Raw genomic sequence first — 21,317 nt, 5'->3', positions numbered from 1 at the left:
TGACGTCATGGGACTCCTGTCAGCAGTATTCGGTGCTCCCTTGGCACCGCTGAAGGGAACCGTATGGGTCGCCGAGCAGGTCAGAGGAGAAGCCGAGAAGCGCTATTTCGATCCCGGTGCCATCCGGCGCCAGCTGGAAGAGGTCGCCGGGGCACGCGAGCGCGGATCGATCAGTGATGACGAAGCCGATGCCCTCGAGCGTGAGCTCGTCGGACGACTGCTCGAGGGCCGTCGGCGCAGAACCGAGGAGGACCGATGAGCGAAGAGTCGAGAGCGAACGAAGAGTCGAGAGCAGAGGGCAGCTCTGCAGACGATGGAGGCACGACCACGAAGCGCGCCCGGAAGCCGGCTGAGAAGGAGCGCACGACAGCCGGGACGTCCCGCCGGTCGCCCGCATCCGCGTCGTCCTCACGCGAGAAGGCGACGGCCCCGTCATCTGAGAAGGCGAAGTCGTCCTCGCGCTCGGAGAGTCGGTCCCACAGCGCGACCGGTCAGAGGATCTCTGCGGTCAGCGCGGTGAAGAAGGCGATCGAGCAGTTCAGCACCCTCACCGGCAGACCGCCGGAGTCCGTGGTCGGCACGAGGTGGAAGGACGACCGCTGGTCCGTGCGTCTGGAGGTCGTGGAATCGCGACGCATTCCCGACAGCGCGGATCTGCTGGCCGAGTACGAGGTCGAGCTCGATGCGGACGGTGAGCTCATGGCCTATGACAGGAAGGATCGCTACGTTCGCGGCCGGCCGAGCGAGTGATCGAAAGGGCGATATGAGCATCATGAATCAGCCGAACGACGCGATGCAGCCGCAGCGCAGCCAGGAAGGCACGCTGCTGCACGTCGTGGAGACGCTGCTGGACAAAGGTCTGGTCCTCAACGCGGACATCATGGTCTCCGTGGCCGGTGTCGAGCTGCTGGGAATCCGGATCAGGGCCGCCCTGGCCTCCTTCGAGACCGCGGCCCGCTACGGACTGGACTTCCCCGCGGGCACGGACCGGGAGACCGTCGCGTGGAAGGAAGCAGTCGAGCAGAAGGACACCTGCCCCGAATGCGGGAAGCGCTCCGCACTTGCGCAGCTGATGAACGACTACTGCCCCTGGTGCGGGTGGCAGAGTGCGCGTTCGAAGCGGATCGAGGCCGGGGAGCCGGCTCAGCTGAACTCCGCGGACGACGCTGACACCTCCGCGGAACAAGCCGCCGGCTCATCCGCCGATGCGGGCACTCCCGCCGCCGGCTCTTCCGGCGACGACCGCTGAGGCGACCATGCCCGGAGACGTGATCATGCAGCCCACACGCGACCCGCGGGCGACTCTGCCCGACCTCATCGAGGTGCTTCTCAACAAGGGTGTCCATCTCAACCTCGACCTCATCATCTCGGTGTCGGACATCCCGCTCATCGGAATCAATCTGCGCGCCACGATCGCGGGGATCGAGACGATGATCGAGTACGGGATGATGCAGCAGTGGGACCGCGACACCCGGGAGTGGGTGCAGAGAGCGGTCCGCACACATCTGCCGCTGGCCGCCGACGAGGAGATCCTCGCCAAGATGGCCGGAGGGCACTATCAGGACAACTTCTATCGGACGTGGCGGCCCGGCAGCGCCTATCTCACCACCCAGCGTCTCATCATCCATCGACGGGACCCTGCAGAAACACTGTGGCAGACGCGCCTGGACGCGATCGCCTCGGTCTCCGCGCTGCGCGAGCCCTCCATCGGAGGTGAAGAGCGCACGCGCATCCTCGTCGGGCTCAACGACGGCACCGAGGCGATCCTTTCGGCCCTCGAGCCCGATCGCCTCATCTCCCTGGTCCAGGCTCGGCTCGACCGGGCCGACGGCGGCTCATCCTCGGCGCCGGAGGCGACGACGGCGGTGGACCGACCTCTGCGGGAGGGTCGGATGTGGTTTCTCGAGACCCTGTCGTCCGGGAGCACGTGGCGCGGCGGACAGGCGCAGCTTTCGAACACGGAACTGACCTGGAGGTCGCCGATGGACGGCCGCGCCCGAGTGCGGATCTCCCCTGAACAGCTGAAGGCCATGCACCGGGAAGAGCACAGCAACCCCACCGACGACGGACAGGCCCTCATCCTCGAGACCGGGGACTCGACCATCACACTGGCCACAGACGATGCCGGTGCATGGTCCAGGATGCTCGACGACTGGCGAACAGGAGCACTCGATGACAGGGCTCACGTGCCCCTCGAGGAGCCCACGCGACCTGACAGCAACCGTGCCGAACGCGCCGAAGAAGGAGCAGCATCATGACGCTCAATGTCAACGAGGAGAGCCTCAAACACGGGGTTCTCACCCTCGTCGTCACCCTCGTCGAGGTGATTCAGGAAGCCCTCGAGACCCAAGCGATGCGCCGGATGGAAGGCGGGGACCTCACCGAGGACGAACAGAACCGCCTCGGCGAGGCCCTCCTCGAACTCGATGAGGCGATGGACCAGATCAAGGACCAGCACGGGATCACCGGCTCCGTCGACGATCTGCACCGAGGCCTCGACGACGTCGTCGATGAAGTCGTCGACAAGCTCATCAATCCGGCAAGATGGGCCGAGGAGAACGGAAAGGGCGTCGAATGAACGCCGAGGGTGACATGCTCTACGTCTACGCCGTCGTCGCCGGCGACGACTACACTCCTGCCGTCACGGGCATCGACGGTTCCGCGCTCCACATGGTGGGACGCGACACGGGACCGAGGGCCGTGGTCCACCGCCACACCCGAGGTCCCTTCGACGGGCCGGACGATTCCGTGCGTCGGTGGGTGCTCGAACACAGCGAAGTCATCGATGATGCCTGGCAGAACTCACCGGCCCTCCTCCCGGTCTCCTTCAACGTCATCGTCCGCTCGGACCCCGAGACCGAGGCGACGGCGACCCAACAGCTCGAACATTGGCTCGACGACTCCGCGGAGACGCTGTCGAGACGGCTCGAGGAGCTGCGCGACACCTCCGAGCTGCGCGTCGAACTGTCCCTGGACGGAAGCCTGCTCGAGGAGGTCGACGCAGAGGTCGGCGACATGAGGACGGAGATGGAGAACCGTCCTGCAGGAGTGCGCCGACTGCTCGAGAAGCGACTGGAGAAGACGGAGAAGGAGATCGTCGATCGAGCGGCCGACAGGATCTATCCGGAGATCAGGGCCAGGATCGCCGCCCACTGCCTCGACATCGAGGAACACCGCTCCACGAGCCGCGAGAGTGGATTGACACCGGTGATCATGGCCTCATGCCTGGTGAGAAGCACAGAGATCACGGCGCTGGGAGCTGAGCTCACCGCGCTCAAGAAGGCCCAGCCCGCTCTGTCCATCCGCTTCCTCGGCCCGTGGCCGCCGTATTCCTTCGCCGACGTCTCCATCAGCGAGGAGCGGAACCCGAGCAGCTCTGCACCAGACGCACCGACGCCGAACCCGCAGGGGGAGACAACATGAGAGTCGCAGTCATCGGAGCCAGCGGCAACGTCGGCACAGCGGTCCTCGACGTGCTCGGGCGCACGCCCGACATCACCTCGGTGCTGGGGATCTCCAGACGGATGCCCGACACCGAGGCCGAACCGTATTCCGGATGCGAATGGAGAGCGATCGACATCGCCGCCGCGAGCAGCGAGGACACGGCCCACCGCGATCTCACAGAAGCGCTGACCGGTGCCGACGCCGTCATCCATCTGGCCTGGCTGATCCAGCCCAACAGCGACCGGGACCTGCTCCGACGCGTCAACGTCGACGGCACGGCCCGTGTGGCCGCAGCCGTCGCGGCGGCCGGCGTCCCGCATCTCGTCGTGGCGTCCTCGGTCGGCGCCTACTCTCCCGATGACAGCATGGACAAGCGCGATGAGGCATGGCCCACCGAGGGGATCCTCTCCTCCCACTACAGTGTGGACAAAGCCGCCCAGGAACGCGTGCTCGACGACTTCTGCGCCGACCACCCCGAGATCACCGTGACCCGGCTGCGTCCTGCGCTCATCTTCGGCGCCCCTGCCGCCTCGGAGATCCAGCGGTACTTCCTCAGCACCTGGATGCCCATGCAGCTGCTGCGAGCAGGCCGGCTGCCGTTCCTGCCGTTGCCTGCGGGACTGCGCGGCGTCCAAGCCGTCCACTCCACCGACGTCGCACGCGCCTATGTCGCCAGTGTCCTCCGACGCCGTCCGGGTGCCTTCAACATCTGCGCCGATGATGTGCTCCATCCGAAGGATCTGGCCGAACTGCTCGACCACGGCAGACACGTCCCGGTGCCGAACGGCGCAGTGCGCGCGGCTCTGAGCATGGGCCACAGCAGCTCACTGGTCGCCGCCGATGCAGGATGGCTCGACATGGGCCTGCACGTGCCGCTGATGGACAATGCGGGCGCACGGCGGGAACTCGACTGGGAGCCGGAGTACAGTGCCATGGACGCCGCGCGCGAACTGCTCAAAGGCATGGCCGACGGCGAGGGCGCCGCTTCCGTTCCGCTGCGTCCACGCGATGTCGAACATGCGCGGCTGCGGGCAACAGACGATACGAGCAGCGGGCACGACGCACCGGGTGCGGACGAGCAGGTCGACATGGACTTCCTGGGTCTCTATCTCAGCGACCATCTCACCGGGGCCACCGCCGGAGCGGAGAGGATCGAACGGATGGCGGCCGACTTCGTCGACACTCCCGTCTTCGCGGCCCTGTCCGAGCTGGCCGCGGAGATCCGCGGAGAGCATCTGTACGTCCAGCACCTCATCGGCGAGCTCGGTCTCCGGCGCCGTCCCGTCGCCGAGGCGGTGTCGTGGGTCGGCGAACGGGTCGGCAGGCTCAAGAGCAACGGCTCGCTGCTCAAGCGCTCGCCCATGACCCTCGTGCTCGAAGCCGAGCTGATGCGCAGCGCGGTCATCGGCAAACTGGGAATGTGGCAGACGCTCGAGGACAACGCCGAGGCACTCGGCCTGGATGCCGAACAGTTCCGTGAGTTCGCGCAGAAGGCAGAACACCAACGCGGAGTGCTCGACACAGTGCACAGCTATGCTCGGAGCCGAGCGTTCCGCCGGGATCGGGCTGTCTACGATCAGGCCTCGGGAGTCAGCCCTGTGCGGGGCGACTGAGACACCGTATCCTGCTCCGGTCTTCGAGGCCTCCGGCCGCATCGACGAGCTGTGAGCCGTACTCCCGGGCTTCCGCTGTCGGCGACGTCACCTTTCTTCAGCAATGGCATGCCGTGTCTCAGGCCTCGACCCGGGCCCAAGCTCGGTGCTCGCTCAGGCCCTCCTGCAGCTGCGAGAGCGCTGTTTCGAGGTCATCTTTGCAGTAGACTCCAGGGTCGTCGGCCTTGATGCCGTACTTCTCCATCATTGTGCAGGAGTCTCCGCTGGCGGCGATGAACTTGAGATGACGCCACGCTTCCGTGATCAGGAGCTCGATCTCGGTGGTCAGCTCGGCACCATCGGCGAAGAAGAAGGCGTCGAGTTCGCTCGAGGCCACGGTCAGGTATGTCCGCTCGACGGCGACGCTCCGCTCGCCGGAGGTGATGCGTCCGCCCACCGGAGCGATCGTGATGGGAACCATTCCCGCCTCGGCGATGCGGTCGTAGGCGCGGATGACCTGCTCGGCGTCGGTCCCCCTGCCGGTGACGATGCCGATCTTGCGCCCGTCGACCGGCCAGCGCTTCCCCACCTGGGACAGTGCCGGGCTCGGTTCGATATCGCTGCGCGGCGGCGTCTGAGCCACAGGGGCCTCGAGGCCCAGCCCCTCGGCGACCATGCGGGCAAGCTCCGAGTCCACGGAGGCGAGCACAGCGACTTCGCGCTCCCGGATCGTCTCCTCGTAGCATTTGCCGAGCTCGAAGGTGAAGGCATCGGCGAGGTGCTGCTGTTCGACGGGGGTGAGGCTGAGCCAGAACATGCGCGGCTGGGAATAGTGGTCGTCGAAGGACTCCGGCGATCGGCGTTCCTTCTTCGACGCCGGAATCTGGTGGGCGATTTCGACGAACGTATGCTCGTCGGTCTGCTCGGCAGGGAAGGGGTTGCCGCCGTCGAGCGAATTCGGCTTGTACGGTGCGGTGCCGCGATGGTCGGCAGTCTGGTGCATGCCGTCGCGGAACATGTCATTGACCGGGCAGTGCGGACGGTTGATCGGGATCTGAGAGAAGTTCGGTCCGCCCAGTCGGGTGAGCTGAGTGTCGAGATAGGAGAACAGCCGCCCTTGGAGCAGAGGATCGTCGGTGATGTCGATGCCCGGGACCACATGCCCGGGATGGAAGGCCACCTGCTCGGTCTCATCGAAGAAGTTGCTGGGGTTGCGGTCGAGTGTGAGCATACCCAGCGGCTGCACGGGCGCGAGTTCCTCGGGCACGATCTTCGTGGGGTCGAGCAGATCGATCCCCTCGAAGGTCTCACTCGGATCGTCCGGGAAGACCTGGACGCCGAGTTCCCATTGCGGGCCCGCTCCGGCTTCGATGGCATCGGCGAGGTCCCGGCGGTGGAAATCGGGGTCGACGCCATTGACCATCTGCGCCTCTTCCCAGATGAGCGAATGGACTCCCGCCTTCGGCTTCCAATGGAACTTCACCAGGGAGGTCTCACCGGCGGTGTTCTCGAATCGGAAGGTGTGGATCCCGAAGCCCTCCATCGTCCGGAAGGAGCGGGGAATGCCGCGGTCGGACATCTGCCACATCGTGTGATGGGTCGCCTCGGTGTGCAGGGACACGAAGTCCCAGAAGGTGTCATGGGCGCTCTGCGCCTGCGGGATCTCACGGTCGGGGTGGGGTTTGGCCGCATGGACGATGTCGGGGAACTTGATCGCATCCTGGATGAAGAAGACCGGGATGTTGTTGCCGACGAGATCGAACACCCCGTCCGTCGTATAGAACTTCGTGGCGAAGCCCCTGGTGTCGCGAACGGAATCTGCAGACCCCCGGGAGCCGACAACGGAGGAGAAGCGTGTGAAGACTTCCGTTTCCACATCGGGGGCGAGGAAGGCCGCCTTCGTGATCCCCGAGGCGGAGCCGTAGGAGACGAACGTTCCGTGGGCTGCGGAACCGCGGGCGTGGACGACACGTTCGGGGATGCGCTCGTGGTCGAAGTGGGTGATCTTCTCCCGCAGGTGGTGGTCTTGGAGGAGAGTCGGTCCCCGCGATCCCGCCTTGAGCGAATGGTCCGTGTCATAGAGCCGAGCGCCCTGGGCCGTGGTCAGCCAGCTGCCCTGCTGGGCCTGATCCTCCTGGGTGTCGCTGCTGGGGGCTCCGGTAGGCGTCGTCGGACGCGGTCCGCTCTGGTCCTGCTTCGGCGGCAGCGGCTCTCGCGGTGTCGTCGGTTCTTCGAAGTCCGGAGTGCGGGAGCCGGGTTTGCCGGGAATGGTCGGACGCTCTTCTGAACTCATGATGTCTCCTCACTGATGACAGGACTCTCAGTCCTGCGCTGGCGTTTTCTGACGGTAGAGGCGATCCGCGCACGCGTGGAGCCCCTTGTGCTGAAGCGGCGGACGGATTATCATCCCGCATTCGGATCGAGGACGACCTTGATGCAGCCGTCCGTCTTCTGCTGGAACATCTCATAGGCCTCGGGAGCGGATCCGAGGGGGAGCCGGTGGGTGACGAGGTCGTCGACCCCCAGCGGATCCGCGGAGTCCTCGACCAGGGGCAGGAGATCATCGGTCCAGCTGCGGACATTGCACTGTCCCATCCGCAGTTGGATCTGCTTGTCGAAGAGGGTGAGCAGCGGCATGGGAGACAGCACTCCTCCGTAGACTCCGCTGAGCGAGAGGGTCCCGCCCCGACGGACCAGATCGATCGCCGCGTGGAGGACCGCGGTCCTGTCGATGCCGCTGGTCTCCATGAGCTTCCGCGCGGCCGGGGGCGGGAGCAGACCGGTCGCCTGCTGTGCGGCCGAGGCCAGCGGGGACCCGTGCGCTTCCATCCCCACGGCGTCGACGACCGCGTCGGGCCCACGCCCGGAGGTGGCCTCTCGGATGGCCGAATGTGCGTCCTCGTCGAAGTCGAAGACCTCGATCCCGTGGCGAGCGGCCATGTCACGACGTTCGGGGACCGGGTCGAGAGCGAAGACCTGCGCACCGAGGTGTCTGCCGATACGGGCGGAGAACTGGCCGACAGGCCCGAGGCCGTAGACGCCGAGCGAGTCTCCTTCTCTGATCCCGGCGTATTTCACTGCCTGCCAGGCCGTGGGGAGGATGTCGCTGAGGAAGAGGTAGCGGTGGTCGGGAAGATCCGCACCGACCTTGATCGGTCCGACATCGGCATAGGGGACACGGAGGTATTCTGCCTGCCCGCCGGGCACAGACCCGTAGAGTCGAGAGTAGCCGAACAGCTGTGCCCCGGACCCGTACTGCCTCACCTGTGTGGTCTCGCATTGGGTGTACAGCCCCTGCTTGCACATCCAGCAGCGGCCGCAGGAGATGGGAAACGGCACGACCACCCGGTCGTCGGCCGACAAGCCGGAATCGGGGCCGGCCTCGACGACTCGACCCATCGTCTCGTGCCCGATGATGTCTCCGCGGTCCATGAATGGTCCCAGCACTTCGTAGAGGTGGAGGTCGGACCCGCAGATGGCGGTGGAGGTGACTTCGATGATCGCGTCATTCGACTTGTGGCGGATCGGATCGTCGACCGTCTCCACCGAGATGTTTCGTTTCCCTTGCCAGGTGACTGCTCGCATTGCTCTCTCCTACTCAATCGACAGTCTGTTCGTCCGCTCGGGCTCATCCGTCCCCCGGCGGAGGTTCTGCCGTTGCGGGTGGAGCGGGGGCACGGAAGCCGACTGCGCGATGGGAGCCGTCGCACAACGGAGGTATGCCGGTCTTGCCGCACCGGCACAGGGCGACCACCCGGCGATCGGTCGCCGTCTCCTCCCGCCCCGGTGCCGTGAGGACGGTGAAGTCGCCGCGGACGAGCAGAGGCCCGTCGGGACAGGGGGTGATCGTGACCGGGTCGCTCGAACTATCCACAGACAGCCTCCTTCGGGGTCTTCCTCAGCGAGGACTCTCCTGCCGACCAGGCTTCGAGCATGTGGGAACCGCTCATGTCGTCGAGGCAGAGGCAGGAGGCGGCACCGAAGAGGATGTCGGGGATGAGGCCGGGCTCATCATCGGCGGCTCCTCCCGCGAGGTCGTGCGCCGCGATCTGCTCGTGCACGGCATCGGCCTCGACGTGCTCATCGAAGTACCATGTGACGTCCCGGCCGAAGCCGTTCCTGCTGAAGGCGCGGGAGTAGAGGCCGTTGGGAATGGACGAAGTCATCTCGAATGCGGCCAGATGGCCGATCGCGGCACCTCGCAGGCGTCGGTTGAGGCCGAAGAGATTCATCGCGTTCACCGAAGCGAGAGTGATCGCAGGGACCTCGTCGAGGTAATGGTCGGGCCTGTCGTCGAGGCCGAACTCGCGCAGCGTCCCGGCGAAGATCTCGGCGTGGACGTGGTCGGGTCTGCCGCCTCCGTACTCGTCTGCCTGGATCTCGACGAGAGCTGCCTTCGCCCGACCGCGGAGTCGGGGGATCGCCCATGAATGGGGATCTGCTTCGCGGAGGGTGTAGATGGATTTGTGGATGAGGAATTCTCGGAGCTGATCGACTGAGGCGTGCCGCGCCGCCCACGTGGCCAGCTCCGGCTGCGCCACCTCACTCGTCATGGAGAACAGCGTCTCGGCGAGCTCTGCGCCGGAGCGCGGAATGAGGTCCGGCAATGGCGCGAGTGCTCGCAGTGCGGTCTCGAAGCGGCTCTCGATCCTGCCGCGGACCCCGATCAGCGAGGGGTCCCATTCCCAGTCTCCGTGCACGAAATCGGCAGGGCCGGTGTGCAGGGTGTAGAGAAGGTGGAGCGCCAGCTGCAGATCCTCGTCGCGGAACATGTCCTCACTCGACACCAGCGCAGAAGAAGCGGCCGCGTCGAGTTCGGGCAGCAGCTCAGCAGCTTCCCCGCCGTCAGATGTGAGCACGCTGAGCAGCAGCGAGGTGACCTCGCCTCTCGGCCGAGGCGCGAGCCCGCGCTCCGGCGCAGTGAGCGATGCAGGGCTGTTCAGTTCGTCGATCGCACCTGTCCGTGTCATCCGCTGGTTCCTCATCGTCGGTGGTGGCTGAACTGACAGCGTGACAAAGTGCAGCGCCGGTGTCAGCGGCCATACGAGACTCACACTTCATCGCCGCTGAGGGATTGCGCAGCCGCGCAACCAGGACTCCGGCTCCGTCTGCGGTCCGGAACGGCAGCGGTGTCTGAGGCACCCACCGAGGGCGGCGGCCCCCTGGACACTCCCCGGGAGCACTCAGCATGATGAGTGTCCCGCACCTGGAGAGTCGGTCATCCGACCGTTCCCGCTGCGGGAGAGCAACCGACACGCACACTGACACGAGGAGACGATGAAGATGACGACAGCACGTGAACTGATGACTCCGGGCGCGAAGTGCGTCGGCGAGAACGAGACACTCGAGAAGGCTGCACAGCACATGCGCGAGGAGGGTTTCGGATCCCTTCCGATCTGCGGAGAGGACAACCGACTCAAAGGCATGATCACGGATCGTGACATCGTCGTGAAGTGCATCGCAGAGGGCGGAGATCCGAAGACGGCGATAGTCGGGGATCTCGCCCAGGGCAAGCCGGTGACCATCGGTGCCGATGACAACGTCGGTGAGGCGCTGCAGACGATGAAGGACCATCAGGTCCGCCGACTTCCCGTCATCGACGGGCACGAACTCGTGGGCATGCTCGCTCAGGCCGATGTGGCTCGCAGCGAGTGGGACACCCGCATCGGCGACCTTGTGGAGAAGATGTCCGAGTGAGATCGGTGGCTAGTCGAGTGTGCTCTCATGCTTATGCCCCACGTTCTTGGGCAGAGTCTGCATCTGGGCACCGATCACCGGGTCGCTGTCGATGTGCTTGCGCGCGATCGGGCACGAGACGGTGATCGGGATCCGGCGATTCAGTGAGTCTTCGAGAGCCAGGCGCAGGAGTTCGCGGCAATGGCGTTCCGAATCGAGTGGCTCGATGGCTTCACAGTAGACGAACATGATCTCGTCCGGTGTGATCGTGTAGTGAAGCGAGGCGACGAGCTGTCCGGGAAGGTAGAGATCGAACTTGGAAGCTTCGCTGTTGTTGAGCAATGTGTACACAGTGGTCCCCTTGGGTCCAGGACGGAGGCCATCTGCTTGACCGATTCTCAGATTAACCCAGTGCCGCACCGGACAACAAGTGGCAGGTCGAAGAGAATGAGAAGACGACGTGCCCGATCAGTCGGTGATCGTGCCCGGCAGCGCACCGGTGCGGACGAACTCCTCGGCGACCTCACGCAGCTTCGTGTTCGTCTTCGAGCTCACCCTCGTGAGCAGCAGGAACGCCTCGTGCTCACTGATCTTGTGCCGTTCCATGAGGATCCCCTTGGCCTGCCCGATGAGATCCCGCGAGGCCACTGCCTCGTAGAGCTGACCCTGCTTCTGCGCGTTGGCCAGAGCCAGAGAGGCATGGGCGGCCACCCCGCTTCCGATGTCCTCCGATTCCTGGTCGAAGGCGCGGGGCGTCTTCGAGTACAGGTTGAGGGCGCCGAGGCTGTCGGTCTCGACGAAGAGCTGAAAGGCGAGCATGCTCCTCACCCCCTCCGCGACTGCGCTGGAGGCGAACCGGGGCCAGGGAGTGGGATCGGTGAGATCCGGGACCCGGACGATGCGATGCTCGCGGATGGAGTCGAAGCACGGTCCTTCGTGCAGCTCCGACTGCAGAGCGTCCAGTCGCTCGGGGATCATGTCTGAGGGAGCTCGGGACCGAATGAGGTCATCGCGGCTGACGATCGAGAGTGATGCATGATCGACCCCCGGGATGATTCGCAGCGCTTCGTCCACCATCACCTTGAGGAGGAGGTCATCGGGTTCGAGCACGAGTGAGCGTGCCCATTCGCCGATCTGCGCCGTCAGTCGATGCCGTTCGGCATCGGTATCGGTGGGCGCTGGAGTCGCGGCCGCGCGGGGTATGCCGTCGGTGAATTCTGCTGAGGTCTCGTCCATCAGAGATGCCGCTCCAATCGTGTCTCAGGTGCCGACCCTGGGATTGCTGTCTTCAGTATTCGTCCGCGTCAGGGCCCCGTCAATGGGCCCCGACGGTGGTTTTCCGTCGCTGCCCGCCGGGCCCGGCGGCGAAGTGTCCCTTCAGCGCAGAGTCGACTTCAGCTCTTCGATGCGTGCGGTGAGCCCGGCGATGTCGAGTCCCTGACTCTTCTCACGCAGTTCCCGAGTCTGTTCGGGACAGAGGATACCGGATGCGATGAGTCGGGAGACCGGTGTGTCCGGTCGATCGTATTCGCGTCGACGCTCTCCGGCGGGAGTGAGACGCCAGCCCACCGGGTTCTTCACGGGCATGAAGTAATTGAGGCGGTCGGCCAGGGCCGACCACAGCTCGTTGACTCTCGCGATCGCGGCCTCGATATCGTGCGGTGTGCCGAGCGGGAGGTCAAGGCCGCTGAACGTCCGATCGGGCACGCGAGAACCCTGTCGGAGATCGCTCATGCAGTGGAATTCGATGAGGTTCTCCTCCGCCCACGTCTCGACGGCGCTGTCCGGAACCGCGGGCGGCAGCAGGACCCCGGTGACGATGAAAGGCACCGCGCGGACCATCTGCGCGAGCATGTCGACGACCTGCGTGCCGGGGGCGAAGGTCTTCGTGTGCACCCACCCGATCTCGACGTCGGTGAATGTCACTGTGACGCAGTCCTCGCCGGTCGGTGTCGTGATCGTCAGCAGTTCGACGAGGAAGTAGCCGGGTTCGGGCTCGAGGAGCGAACGCATGCGCTGCCGCGGAAGCGAAGCACGCATCCCCGCCCCGGTGCCCGTCAGCCACGAATCGTCGTGGTCGCCGGCCTTGGCGCCGCGCAGGTACCGATCGATCGTCGCCGCGGAGATGTCGAGGAGCTCCCTTCGCACCGAGGACGAATAGCCGTGCCGTCCCTCACGGAGGTGGCCGTGCCTCTCCAAGGAGTCCAGACAGTCGGACATCCCCGCCTCGAGGTACTTGCCGCAGGGGCGACCGGAGGACTTCCACACCAGTTCGAGAGCCCGCTGCGCGCGGGGGGAGAACTTCTTCGGCTTGAGACGACGGCGGTCGACGACGGCGTCGAGGGAGACCCCGGCCCTGATCTGATGGAACTGGCTGCGCAGCTGGTGGCGCGCGTGATCGCGAGTCCAACCGGTCGCCTCGGTGAGCGTGTCGAGGATCGTGCCCTTGCCCTTGCGCGACGACGCCTCATAGGAGCGCGCGTAGGTGCGGGCCAGTTGGATGGGTGAAGTCATGATGTCTTCCTCCGAATCGGATCGAGGAGCCGCAGGGGCTCCCGTGTTGCCAGTGACGCTATTGAGGGCGAAGTTCGTGCGGAAGGGTCTTTACATATCCGCGGGTTTCGTCTACGCGGCCCGATCGGCCTCGGGGATCCTCAACCTCAGGCCTCGCAGCGGCCAGGCGGGGGTTTGCATTGGGCACCGACGGGTCTTGTCGCTGTCGAGACCGGGAGCTTAACGTGGTCTAAGACCGCACTCACGGCCACAGCATTCGTCTGCACTCCGGTGAGGAAAGAAGGACCACGATGATCGGACGTCTCAACACCACCGCTATGGACTGCCCCGTGCCGATCGACACGGCGCGGTTCTACCGAACGCTGCTCGGCGGAACAGTGGCTCCGGACGAGGACGCGGACTGGGTCAACCTCTATGAGCCCTCGGGGCGGGAGATCCTCTCCTTCCAACGAGCGGAGGACTTCGTCGCCCCGACCTGGCCGGACAACTCCGTTCCGCTGCAGGTCCACATCGACATCCTCGTGTCCTCCTATGAGGACGCCGAGCCCACGGTCTTCGAGGCCGGCGGCAGGCTGCTCGACGATTCGGACGAGCATCCGACCTTCCGCGTCTACGCCGACCCGATCGGACGCCCCTTCTGCCTCGTCCTCGAGTGACGTCGCCTCGGCCGGCAGCGGAGATTCGCTCCTCAGGCATTTCTTTAGCTAAGCTAACGAACATGACGCCGCGAAGCCGCACCACAACCGATGAGCTCTACACGCGCACCGCCGAGGATGCGACCAGGGCCGTGATCGCGAGCTATTCGACCTCCTTCGGGCTTGCGGTCAGACTGCTCGGGGTCAGGAACCGGCACCATATCCGCAACATCTACGCCCTGGTCCGCATCGCCGACGAGATCGTCGACGGCCTGGCCGCCGAGGCAGGGCTTGCCGACGCCGAACAGCGGGAGATGCTGGACCGGTTCGCCTCCGCCACCCACGCGGCACTGAGCAGCGGCATCAGCGACAACCTCGTCATCCACGCCTTCGCCAAGACTGCTCGCGCAGCCGGCATCGACGCCGAGCTCATCGACCCCTTCTTCGCCTCCATGCGCGCAGACATCGAATCCGCAGGCACCAAATCCCGATCGGGTCACGGAATCGAGGAGGGAACACCGCCGCCGGTCCGCGGCTTCGATGCGAATGAACATGCCGAGTACGTCTTCGGGTCCGCCGAGGTCGTCGGACTCATGTGCCTCAAGGTCTTCCTCATCGATCTCGACCGCACCCCCGCCGAGGTCGCACGGCTCGAGCACGGGGCACGGCAGCTGGGAGCAGCGTTCCAGAACGTCAACTTCCTGCGCGACCTGGCCGACGACGATCAGCGCCTCGGCCGCAGCTACCTCACCCCGGGACACCGGCTCACCGAGGCGGAGAAAGCCGAGTGGGTGAACACGATCCGACAGCAGCTCGCCGCAGCCCAGGACGCCATCGCCGGACTGCCGAAAGACGCGCGCACCGCGGTCCGCTGCGCCTGTGCGCTCTTCACCGCCCTGACCGACAGGATTGCCACGACCCCCGTCGCCGAGCTCTACCGGCAGCGGGTGCGGGTTCCGAACGCCGTCAAGGCTCGACTGACAGCCCACGCACTCATGACCGCAGCCCGCGAGGGGCGGAAGTGAACAGGCGGATCGGCTCCGCTGCCGACAGCAGCCCGCGGACCGGTGTCATCGGCGGGGGAGCCGCCGGGCTGGCCACGGCGATCCTCCTCGCCCGCGAAGGGCACTCGGTCGACCTGTTCGAGAAGAACTCCCACCTCGGCGGGCGCATCGGCGTGTTCGAGCGTGACGGCTTCCGTTTCGACACCGGGCCCTCCTGGTATCTCATGCCCGAGGTCTTCGAACACTTCTTCGCTCTCGCCGGCACCAGCGCCGACGCCGAAATCGACCTGCGCACGCTCGATCCCGGCTACACCGTATTCAGCCCACCGGGACCGGTCGATGCGATTTCGGGCGCCCCCGGGCGCACTCGAGCACTGACGATCCCAGAGGGCAGGTCCCGAGTGCTGGAGACCTTCGAGAGCGTCGAACGCGGCACGGGAGACGCCCTCGATGACTACCTCGTCTCGGCCGCGCGCACAAAGGAGCTCGCGCTCGCCCACTTCCTCTACAACCCCTTCACCTCACCACGGTCCCTGCTCCATCGGGACATCCTCGGCGCGCTCCCGGAACTCGTCCGGCAGCTGGGGACGTCGCTGGCCGGCTTCGCCGAAGCCTCGGTCAACGATCCGGTGCTGCGCCAGATCCTCCAGTACCCCGCGATCTTCCTCGGCACCGATCCGCGACGGGCACCGGCGATCTACCACCTCATGAGCACCCTCGACCTCGACCAAGGTGTCAGTTACCCCATGGGCGGGTTCCATACGATCAGCGACGCCCTCGTCCGGCTGGCCGAACGCTCCGGGGTGCGCCTGCACAGCGGAGCCGATGTCACGCACATCGACACCGAGGCAGCACCTGGCCGCGGCCGAACCGGACGCCGGGTCACCGGTCTGAGCTGGACCGACGGCGCCGGACCCGCGCACACGCATTCCGCCGATGTCGTCGTCTCCGCCGCCGACCTCCACCACACGGAGACGCAGCTGCTCGACCCCGAGGACCAGAGCTTCCCCGAACGCTCGTGGGCGTCGGTGACGAGCGGTCCCGGCGCGGTGCTCGTCTTCCTCGGCATCGAGGGCGAGCTCGAGGCGCTGCCGCATCATTCGCTGTTCTTCACCGATGACTGGGGAGCGAACTTCGACGCGATCTTCGGGTCCAAGCAGAAGATCCCCTCACCGGCCTCGGTCTATACCTGCCGGCCCAGCGCCACCGATCCCACCGTCGCCCCGCCCGGGCACGAGAACCTCTTCCTCCTCATCCCCGTCCCCGCCGATGCCGGGCTCGGAGCCGGGGGAGACGACGGCGGAGGGGACCCGCGGATCGAGGCGGCCGCCGACCGTGCGATCGACCAGATCGCCCGGTGGGCCGATATCCCCGACCTGCGACGGCGGATCAGAGTGCGCAGAACCCAGGGCCCGACGGACTTCGCCGAAGGATTCAACTCCTGGCTCGGCGGGATGCTCGGACCTGCGCACACACTGCGACAGAGCGCGATGTTCCGACGGCAGAACTCTTCGAAGACGGTCGACGGGCTGTTCTATGCCGGCGCCACGACGGCGCCCGGGGTCGGCGTGCCGATGTGCCTCATCAGCGCCGAGCTCGTCCTCAAACGCCTCCGCGGAGACTCCAGCCCGGGACCGCTGCCGATCCCTGCACAGTGAGGGGCTTCGGACCGGCAGTCAGCGCCCGGTGCCTGCTCCACGCCCGTGCCGCGTTGCCCCTCTCCTGCGCAGTGCGCCGAGGAGCCCCCGACGGAGCAGACCGCGCCGAGGCGGCGACCAGATCTCGGTTCCCTCCACCCGCCAACCGGCGAGCAGTTCGTTCGCGGCCATGAACCCTGTCGTCGCCGCGCGTTCCATGAGCGCCACGGGCGCCTCGCAGGCGACGGCGTCGCCGGCGAGCACCAGTCCGGGAAACGCGGTGGTGACGCCGGGGCGGTCGTTGTACGCCCGCGTGTCGGCCAGCGCGCAGTCGTCGGCGATGAGCAGCTCCTGGGCGGTGATGGGGATGTCGGCCGTCTCGGGATAGACTTCATGGAGGTCGGCCAGCAGTTGGCGTGTCACGGCTTCCCGGTCGACGTCTTCGGACTCGAGCATCGCTCGCGCGCTGCCCCGATGCGCGGTGCCGAGCGCATAGGCGTGGAGTTCGACGACGGAGCCGCCGTGCGTGTGCCGCCATCTCTCGGCCCCGGCCTCGAAGCGTTCGAGGACCGAGATGTTGTCGAGCAGCGCATAGCCGGTCGTGCCGAGGAAGGCCGGGCGGCTCGGATCCACCTCGTCTTCCAACCACAGTCTGAGCACCGCGAACGGCGGGGCGTTCCGCTGCGAGGTGACTCTGCTCAGCCACCGCTCGCGAGTCCCCGTGCCCGCGGCCGGTGAGCCGGCGGCTGTCGCGTGTCCGAGCGCGTCGGTGTCGACCGAGTCCTCGAGTCCGGCCAGCAGCGTCCGAGTGCTCCGCGGATCGGCGGCGAGCACGAGCGCATCGCTCTCGAGCGTCCCGCTCGTCGTCTCGACGCTCCACCCGGTGCGGTCGGCACTGTCCGGAGGACGGAGCGCGGTGACCGCGGTGTCGGTCTCGATCCGCACCCCCGCCTCGGCGAGGTATTCGCTCAGGGGCGACCACAGTGCGGTGTCGTAGTCGTCGTCGGGGACGTCGAAGAGCAGCCCTTCGGCGGAGCCCGTGAAGTACGTGTGGAACATCGCCACGAGTTCGCCGGCGGAGAAGTCCGCAGGGTGGGCGAAGAAGGAGCGGGCGAAGACCTCGAGCGCGAGATGCCGCGCCCCGACCGGGAACCGCAGCCGGTCGAGGAACTGCTCGGCCGACTCTCCGTCGTAGCGGCGATAGGAGTCCGGGAAGTCGACGTCGATGAGTTCGAACGCCGTCGTCAGGTCGACGTCGGCCAGACCGCGCAGCGGGAAGGACGGGCTGGTGAGCACGAATCCCGCGAGGCTGAGCGGGGGAGTCCGCGGAATCCGGGCGAAGGAGTCGCGCAGACCGTCGCGACCCACGAGCGGATAGTCCGTGACCGGGACCAGACGGTCCAGGCCGGGATCGGTGCGTGCGAGCAGGTTGCGGAGGTTGTAGTACTGGCGGAAGAAGGCGTGGAATCCGCGGCTCATCGTCCGCTCCCCGTCGAGGCTCCAGGCCCGGACCCGTCCGCCGAGGCTGGACTCGGCCTCGACCAGGTGCACACTGGCCCCGTGCTCGGCGAGGACCGCGGCCGCGGCCAGTCCGGCGATGCCTCCGCCGACGACGGTCACCCGTTTGGGCCGCAGCAGACGCGGACGGCCCGGGTGGGAGGGGGTGAGGATCGCGTGCCGGTCGCGGGGGCGCGGTTGGGAGGCTGGACGGCTCATCTGCTCTCCTCTCCGGTGGCCGCAGCGTGCCTGTTCAGGCGCCACTGCCAGAGCATGAGGACGGCAGTGATCATGGCGAAGCCGAAGCCGAAGTCCTCGATCGGGATGTCCCACGGGAACCGGATGCCGCTGAGCCCCTGCGGGTTGTAGATGACGATGGGATCCGAAAGCTTCGTCAGCCAGCCGTCGACGAAGCACTGGAAGACCAGGCAGATGCTCAGCGCCGCCCAGTACTTCGCCCGGCGGAAGATGCCTGAGCGGAAGACGAACAGCTCGAGGCCGACGACGAGGATCATCCCGATGACGGTCATGATCGTGTACTCGGGCACGCTCATCGTTCGCCGCCTCCTTCGGCTTCGGGCCGCCGGTCAGTGCGCTCGTGTGGCCGGGACTGGCGTGCGGGCCGGGGCGAACTGTCTGGGCGGGGCCGGCTTTCGGGCCTGACGCGCTTGCGCACAGCGGTGAGCACTGTGCCGACCGCCTCATAGCTGAGCAGGGCGCACAGGGGGATGACGATGAAGAACACGAGCTCCTCGAGCGGCAGGTTGCCGAGGTGGATGCCGGTGACGAATCGCGGGTTGTACACCCAATGGTCGCGGGCGATGGCGACGACGTCCCAGAGGCAGAAGACGACGATGACGGGTACGAGCGCCCACAGCACGGTTCTCCACCGGCGGTACACGCGCGCCCGGAAGAACAGCTCCAGGGGCAGGGTGATGAGTACGCAGGCACCCATGAGGAGCAGATACTCGAAGGCGCTCACGACAGTCTCCTCTCCGGGCCGGAGCCCTCGTCGAAGGCCAGTTGGAGTCCGCGCAGCCGGTAGCCCGAGATGACGCTGTCCCAGCCGATCTCCGGCTCGGCGACCAGTCGCGGGCCGCGGCCGAGCAGGCGGTGGACGAGCGCATCGGTCTCGAACAGCGCCAGCGACTGCCCCGGACACTTGTGCGCCCCGTCGCTGAAGCTCATGCCGACGGCCGGGGCGGCTCCGGCTGTGTGCCGCACGGGGCACAGAGACTGAGGGTCGGGCCCCATCGCCTCTTCATCGGTGTTCGTCGCGCGGACGCAGACGTCGATGAGGTCCCCGGCGGGGATCGTCACGGTGCGATCCGGTGCCGTGACCTCGATGTCGGCCTGCGCGCGTCGGTAGAGGTGGCCGACGACCGGTTCGAGGCGGATGATCTCCTCGAGGATCTCCAGCCGCCGCGGCCGGTCGGCCGCGAGGTACTCCGCCCCGAGCTCGCCGTCTGAGAGCAGATGCCAGCACGCCATGGTGATGAATTCGCGGGTGGTGACCATCCCGGCCGTGCCGTAGGTGACGCACTCGACGAGGATGTCCGACGTGCTGTGTCCGGCCCCGATGAGATGGGACAGGACGTCATCGCGCTGCCTGCGGCGCCGGGCCCGAAGCGCCGGACGGACGTCGGCGAGGTAGAACCGGGCGATCGGGACAAGACCGTTGACCGCAGCCTGCAGCCATTGCCTCCGGGTCCGCCCCCAACCGGGAGCGGCGAGGTCGACCGGCGGCTGGGTGAAGAATCCCTCGAGCCGCCGCGACATGCCCGCGATGGAGGATTCGGTCAGTCCCACGACTTCGGAGGTCACGGCCACGGAGAAGTGCAGAGCCACCTCGTCGAGGCGGCACCGGCCGGCCGCGGCAACCGGGCCGACCGTGTCCTGCGCAAGAGCATCGATGCGCTCGCCGTACCTGTCGGCGATCACGGCGGGAGCGAAGAAGCGGGCGAGCTCTCGGCGCTGCGAGTCATGGGACTCCCCGTCGGAGATGAGGATCGGGTGGCGGCGGAAGACGCCGCGAGGGATCCGCTCCGCGGTGAACCCGGCCTGCGTCGTGAGGTGTCGGGCCCGCAGCACCTGGCGGGCGGCGTCGAAGGAGCGGATGCGCCAGAGGTCGGCGCCGTGTTCGAGGGGCACCCGCTCGACAGGGGGTCCGCCCGGCTCGTCGCCGGGCACCGCCCGTCGGCTCGGACGGTGTTGATCGGCCCCGCTCATGCACACCTCAGACTGCAGGCGGAGGTGAGGTCCGCGAGTCTGCCCGCAAGCGCCTGCGGCAGCTCCGCCTCGGCGATGAGTCCGGCGATGGTCTCGCAGTGCTCGGCGATCATCGATTCGACGAACGCCCTCGCCCCGGACTCCTCGATGACCTGCCGCAGCCGGAGGCCGCCCTCGGCGTCGAGGCCCCGATCGCCGAAGAGATGGGCGACCTGGGACCAGCCCGGATGGGCTCGGGCCGTGTTGACGAGCAGGGTCTCCTTGCCTTCTCGGAGGTCGCTGAGTACGGATTTGCCGGTCTCCTGCTCATCGCCGAAGAGTCCGAGGACATCGTCTCTGAGCTGGTAGACGATGCCGATGCGGCGGCCGATGGCGCGCAGCCGCTCGACCAGGCTGTCGTCGCTTCCGGCGAGGACCGCGGCGATGGACAGCGGGGCCTCGAACGAGTAGGCGGCGGTCTTGCGTCCGATCATCGTGAGCACGTCACCGGTATCGGGCTCGTCGAGGTGGAGGCTCAGCCACACGTCGGACTGTTCTCCGGCGACGCTCTCGGCGATCGTCTCATCGTAGATGTCGAGCACGGCGAGCCGGCGCGGGGTGTCGAGGTCGAGGCGCGCCAGGAGGGACTGGGCCTCGTTGAGCATGAGGTCACCGGCGAGCAGGGACGAGGAGATCCCCCACGTCTGCGCTGCGGCGCTCGTGGCTCCGAGGAGCATGGCCTCGGAGGAGAACTGTCCGGTGATGTTCATCTCTCCTCGACGCACGGTGTCGTTGTCGATGACGTCATCGTGGATGATCAGGCCGATGTGCAGCAGCTGCATCGCGCCGGCGGCGTCGATCGCGGCCTGCGCTGCCGTGCCTCCCAGGCCCTCATGGGCATCGATGAGCAGGCGGGGCCGGATCATCTTTCCGCCCAAGGCCATCCTCGACAGCGCTTCCCAGAGCTGCTCGTACTGCTGAGTTCGGACTCGAGAGCGTCGCCGAGCGGCGGCGAGGACTTCGACGAGGCGGGATTCGACGGTCAGGACGCTCTCCAATTTCTTTAGCCAGGCGAGAGTTCAATCTAACACGTCAGCGGTATGCTGTCAG

General features: G+C 66.8%; 23 protein-coding genes. 11 read left to right on the top strand and 12 right to left on the bottom strand.

The window, feature by feature from the left end; translation table 11 throughout:
• The first annotated feature begins 7 nt into the window (after window positions 1-7).
• From FHG09_RS10125 to FHG09_RS10095, 7 genes are read left to right on the top strand one after another with little or no spacing between them, the layout of a single operon-like run.
• Window positions 8-259 (top strand): gas vesicle protein GvpG, encoded by a 252-nt coding sequence (locus tag FHG09_RS10125; protein WP_039206887.1) that lies wholly within the window; start codon window positions 8-10, stop codon window positions 257-259.
• A complete protein-coding gene (locus FHG09_RS10120; protein ID WP_152347514.1) occupies window positions 256-750 on the top strand; it encodes a gas vesicle protein in 495 nt (164 codons plus the stop codon). Before FHG09_RS10125 ends, FHG09_RS10120 begins: the two co-directional genes overlap by 4 nt.
• A 13-nt stretch (window positions 751-763) precedes the next feature.
• A complete protein-coding gene (locus tag FHG09_RS20260; protein ID WP_319803257.1) occupies window positions 764-1,249 on the top strand; it encodes a gas vesicle protein in 486 nt (161 codons plus the stop codon).
• Window positions 1,250-1,274: 25 nt separating this feature from the next.
• Window positions 1,275-2,258 carry a gas vesicle protein gene (locus FHG09_RS10110; RefSeq protein WP_152347512.1) on the top strand — a complete coding sequence of 328 codons (984 nt, stop codon included), beginning with the start codon at window positions 1,275-1,277 and terminating at the stop codon, window positions 2,256-2,258.
• Complete coding sequence (locus FHG09_RS10105) at window positions 2,255-2,578, top strand: gas vesicle protein K (RefSeq protein ID WP_152347511.1); 324 nt, start codon at window positions 2,255-2,257, stop codon at window positions 2,576-2,578. The genes FHG09_RS10110 and FHG09_RS10105 overlap by 4 nt, the downstream gene beginning before the upstream one ends.
• A complete protein-coding gene (locus tag FHG09_RS10100) occupies window positions 2,575-3,423 on the top strand; it encodes a GvpL/GvpF family gas vesicle protein (protein WP_193627348.1) in 849 nt (282 codons plus the stop codon). Before FHG09_RS10105 ends, FHG09_RS10100 begins: the two co-directional genes overlap by 4 nt.
• On the top strand, window positions 3,420-5,057 hold the full coding sequence (locus FHG09_RS10095; protein WP_152347509.1) for an NAD-dependent epimerase/dehydratase family protein: 1,638 nt from the start codon (window positions 3,420-3,422) through the stop codon (window positions 5,055-5,057). Before FHG09_RS10100 ends, FHG09_RS10095 begins: the two co-directional genes overlap by 4 nt.
• A gap of 118 nt (window positions 5,058-5,175) precedes the next feature.
• On the opposite strand, the gene FHG09_RS10090 is transcribed toward FHG09_RS10095, so the two are convergent.
• The 4 genes from FHG09_RS10090 to FHG09_RS10075 all read right to left on the bottom strand — a co-directional run bounded on the left by FHG09_RS10090 (window position 5,176) and on the right by FHG09_RS10075 (window position 10,006).
• Window positions 5,176-7,329, bottom strand: a complete 2,154-nt coding sequence (locus FHG09_RS10090; protein WP_152347508.1) for a catalase — start codon at window positions 7,327-7,329, stop codon at window positions 5,176-5,178.
• A gap of 110 nt (window positions 7,330-7,439) precedes the next feature.
• Window positions 7,440-8,621 (bottom strand): zinc-dependent alcohol dehydrogenase, encoded by a 1,182-nt coding sequence (locus FHG09_RS10085; RefSeq protein ID WP_152347507.1) that lies wholly within the window; start codon window positions 8,619-8,621, stop codon window positions 7,440-7,442.
• A gap of 43 nt (window positions 8,622-8,664) precedes the next feature.
• Window positions 8,665-8,910 (bottom strand): CDGSH iron-sulfur domain-containing protein, encoded by a 246-nt coding sequence (locus FHG09_RS10080; RefSeq protein ID WP_152347506.1) that lies wholly within the window; start codon window positions 8,908-8,910, stop codon window positions 8,665-8,667.
• The gene (locus FHG09_RS10075) at window positions 8,903-10,006 is read right to left on the bottom strand and encodes an iron-containing redox enzyme family protein (RefSeq protein WP_152347505.1); all 1,104 of its coding nucleotides are present in this window, start codon (window positions 10,004-10,006) and stop codon (window positions 8,903-8,905) included. Before FHG09_RS10075 ends, FHG09_RS10080 begins: the two co-directional genes overlap by 8 nt.
• Window positions 10,007-10,319: 313 nt before the next feature.
• On the opposite strand from FHG09_RS10075, the gene FHG09_RS10070 reads away from it, so the two are divergent.
• Window positions 10,320-10,733, top strand: a complete 414-nt coding sequence (locus FHG09_RS10070; protein WP_152347504.1) for a CBS domain-containing protein — start codon at window positions 10,320-10,322, stop codon at window positions 10,731-10,733.
• 9 nt (window positions 10,734-10,742) lie between these two features.
• Here the strand turns inward: FHG09_RS10070 and FHG09_RS10065 are convergent, their stop codons facing one another.
• The 3 genes from FHG09_RS10065 to FHG09_RS10055 all read right to left on the bottom strand — a co-directional run bounded on the left by FHG09_RS10065 (window position 10,743) and on the right by FHG09_RS10055 (window position 13,226).
• On the bottom strand, window positions 10,743-11,063 hold the full coding sequence (locus FHG09_RS10065) for a hypothetical protein (protein ID WP_152347503.1): 321 nt from the start codon (window positions 11,061-11,063) through the stop codon (window positions 10,743-10,745).
• A 117-nt stretch (window positions 11,064-11,180) separates the two neighbouring features.
• Window positions 11,181-11,948 (bottom strand): GAF and ANTAR domain-containing protein, encoded by a 768-nt coding sequence (locus FHG09_RS10060; protein WP_227492687.1) that lies wholly within the window; start codon window positions 11,946-11,948, stop codon window positions 11,181-11,183.
• Between the two features lie 141 nt (window positions 11,949-12,089).
• The gene (locus FHG09_RS10055) at window positions 12,090-13,226 is read right to left on the bottom strand and encodes a hypothetical protein (RefSeq protein WP_152347502.1); all 1,137 of its coding nucleotides are present in this window, start codon (window positions 13,224-13,226) and stop codon (window positions 12,090-12,092) included.
• Between the two features lie 290 nt (window positions 13,227-13,516).
• Between FHG09_RS10055 and FHG09_RS10050 the strand changes: the two genes are divergently transcribed.
• The 3 genes from FHG09_RS10050 (at window position 13,517) to crtI (ending at window position 16,523) form a co-directional block, all read left to right on the top strand.
• Window positions 13,517-13,882, top strand: coding sequence for a VOC family protein (locus tag FHG09_RS10050; protein ID WP_152347501.1), 366 nt, complete (start codon window positions 13,517-13,519; stop codon window positions 13,880-13,882).
• A 62-nt stretch (window positions 13,883-13,944) separates the two neighbouring features.
• A complete protein-coding gene (locus FHG09_RS10045; protein WP_152347500.1) occupies window positions 13,945-14,886 on the top strand; it encodes a phytoene/squalene synthase family protein in 942 nt (313 codons plus the stop codon).
• Window positions 14,883-16,523 carry a phytoene desaturase family protein gene (crtI, locus tag FHG09_RS10040; RefSeq protein ID WP_227492686.1) on the top strand — a complete coding sequence of 547 codons (1,641 nt, stop codon included), beginning with the start codon at window positions 14,883-14,885 and terminating at the stop codon, window positions 16,521-16,523. Before FHG09_RS10045 ends, crtI begins: the two co-directional genes overlap by 4 nt.
• An 18-nt stretch (window positions 16,524-16,541) precedes the next feature.
• Here crtI and FHG09_RS10035 read toward each other — a convergent pair whose 3' ends face one another.
• From FHG09_RS10035 to FHG09_RS10015, 5 genes are read right to left on the bottom strand one after another with little or no spacing between them, the layout of a single operon-like run.
• A complete protein-coding gene (locus tag FHG09_RS10035) occupies window positions 16,542-18,218 on the bottom strand; it encodes an FAD-dependent oxidoreductase (protein ID WP_152347499.1) in 1,677 nt (558 codons plus the stop codon).
• Window positions 18,215-18,553, bottom strand: coding sequence for a lycopene cyclase domain-containing protein (locus tag FHG09_RS10030; protein WP_152347498.1), 339 nt, complete (start codon window positions 18,551-18,553; stop codon window positions 18,215-18,217). The genes FHG09_RS10035 and FHG09_RS10030 overlap by 4 nt, the downstream gene beginning before the upstream one ends.
• A complete protein-coding gene (locus tag FHG09_RS10025; RefSeq protein WP_152347497.1) occupies window positions 18,550-18,981 on the bottom strand; it encodes a lycopene cyclase domain-containing protein in 432 nt (143 codons plus the stop codon). Before FHG09_RS10025 ends, FHG09_RS10030 begins: the two co-directional genes overlap by 4 nt.
• Window positions 18,978-20,228: a cytochrome P450 gene (locus FHG09_RS10020; RefSeq protein ID WP_152347496.1), complete on the bottom strand. Its 1,251-nt coding sequence runs from the start codon at window positions 20,226-20,228 to the stop codon at window positions 18,978-18,980. Before FHG09_RS10020 ends, FHG09_RS10025 begins: the two co-directional genes overlap by 4 nt.
• Window positions 20,225-21,265 carry a polyprenyl synthetase family protein gene (locus FHG09_RS10015; protein ID WP_152347495.1) on the bottom strand — a complete coding sequence of 347 codons (1,041 nt, stop codon included), beginning with the start codon at window positions 21,263-21,265 and terminating at the stop codon, window positions 20,225-20,227. The genes FHG09_RS10020 and FHG09_RS10015 overlap by 4 nt, the downstream gene beginning before the upstream one ends.
• Between the last annotated feature and the right edge of the window lie 52 nt (window positions 21,266-21,317).

It is taken from the genome of Brevibacterium sp. CFH 10365 (assembly GCF_009299785.1).
Taxonomy (GTDB): Bacteria; Actinomycetota; Actinomycetes; order Actinomycetales; family Brevibacteriaceae; genus Brevibacterium; species Brevibacterium limosum.
The sequence above is the reverse complement of the archived record's forward strand: the minus strand, read 5'-3'. Positions and strand labels throughout refer to the sequence as shown.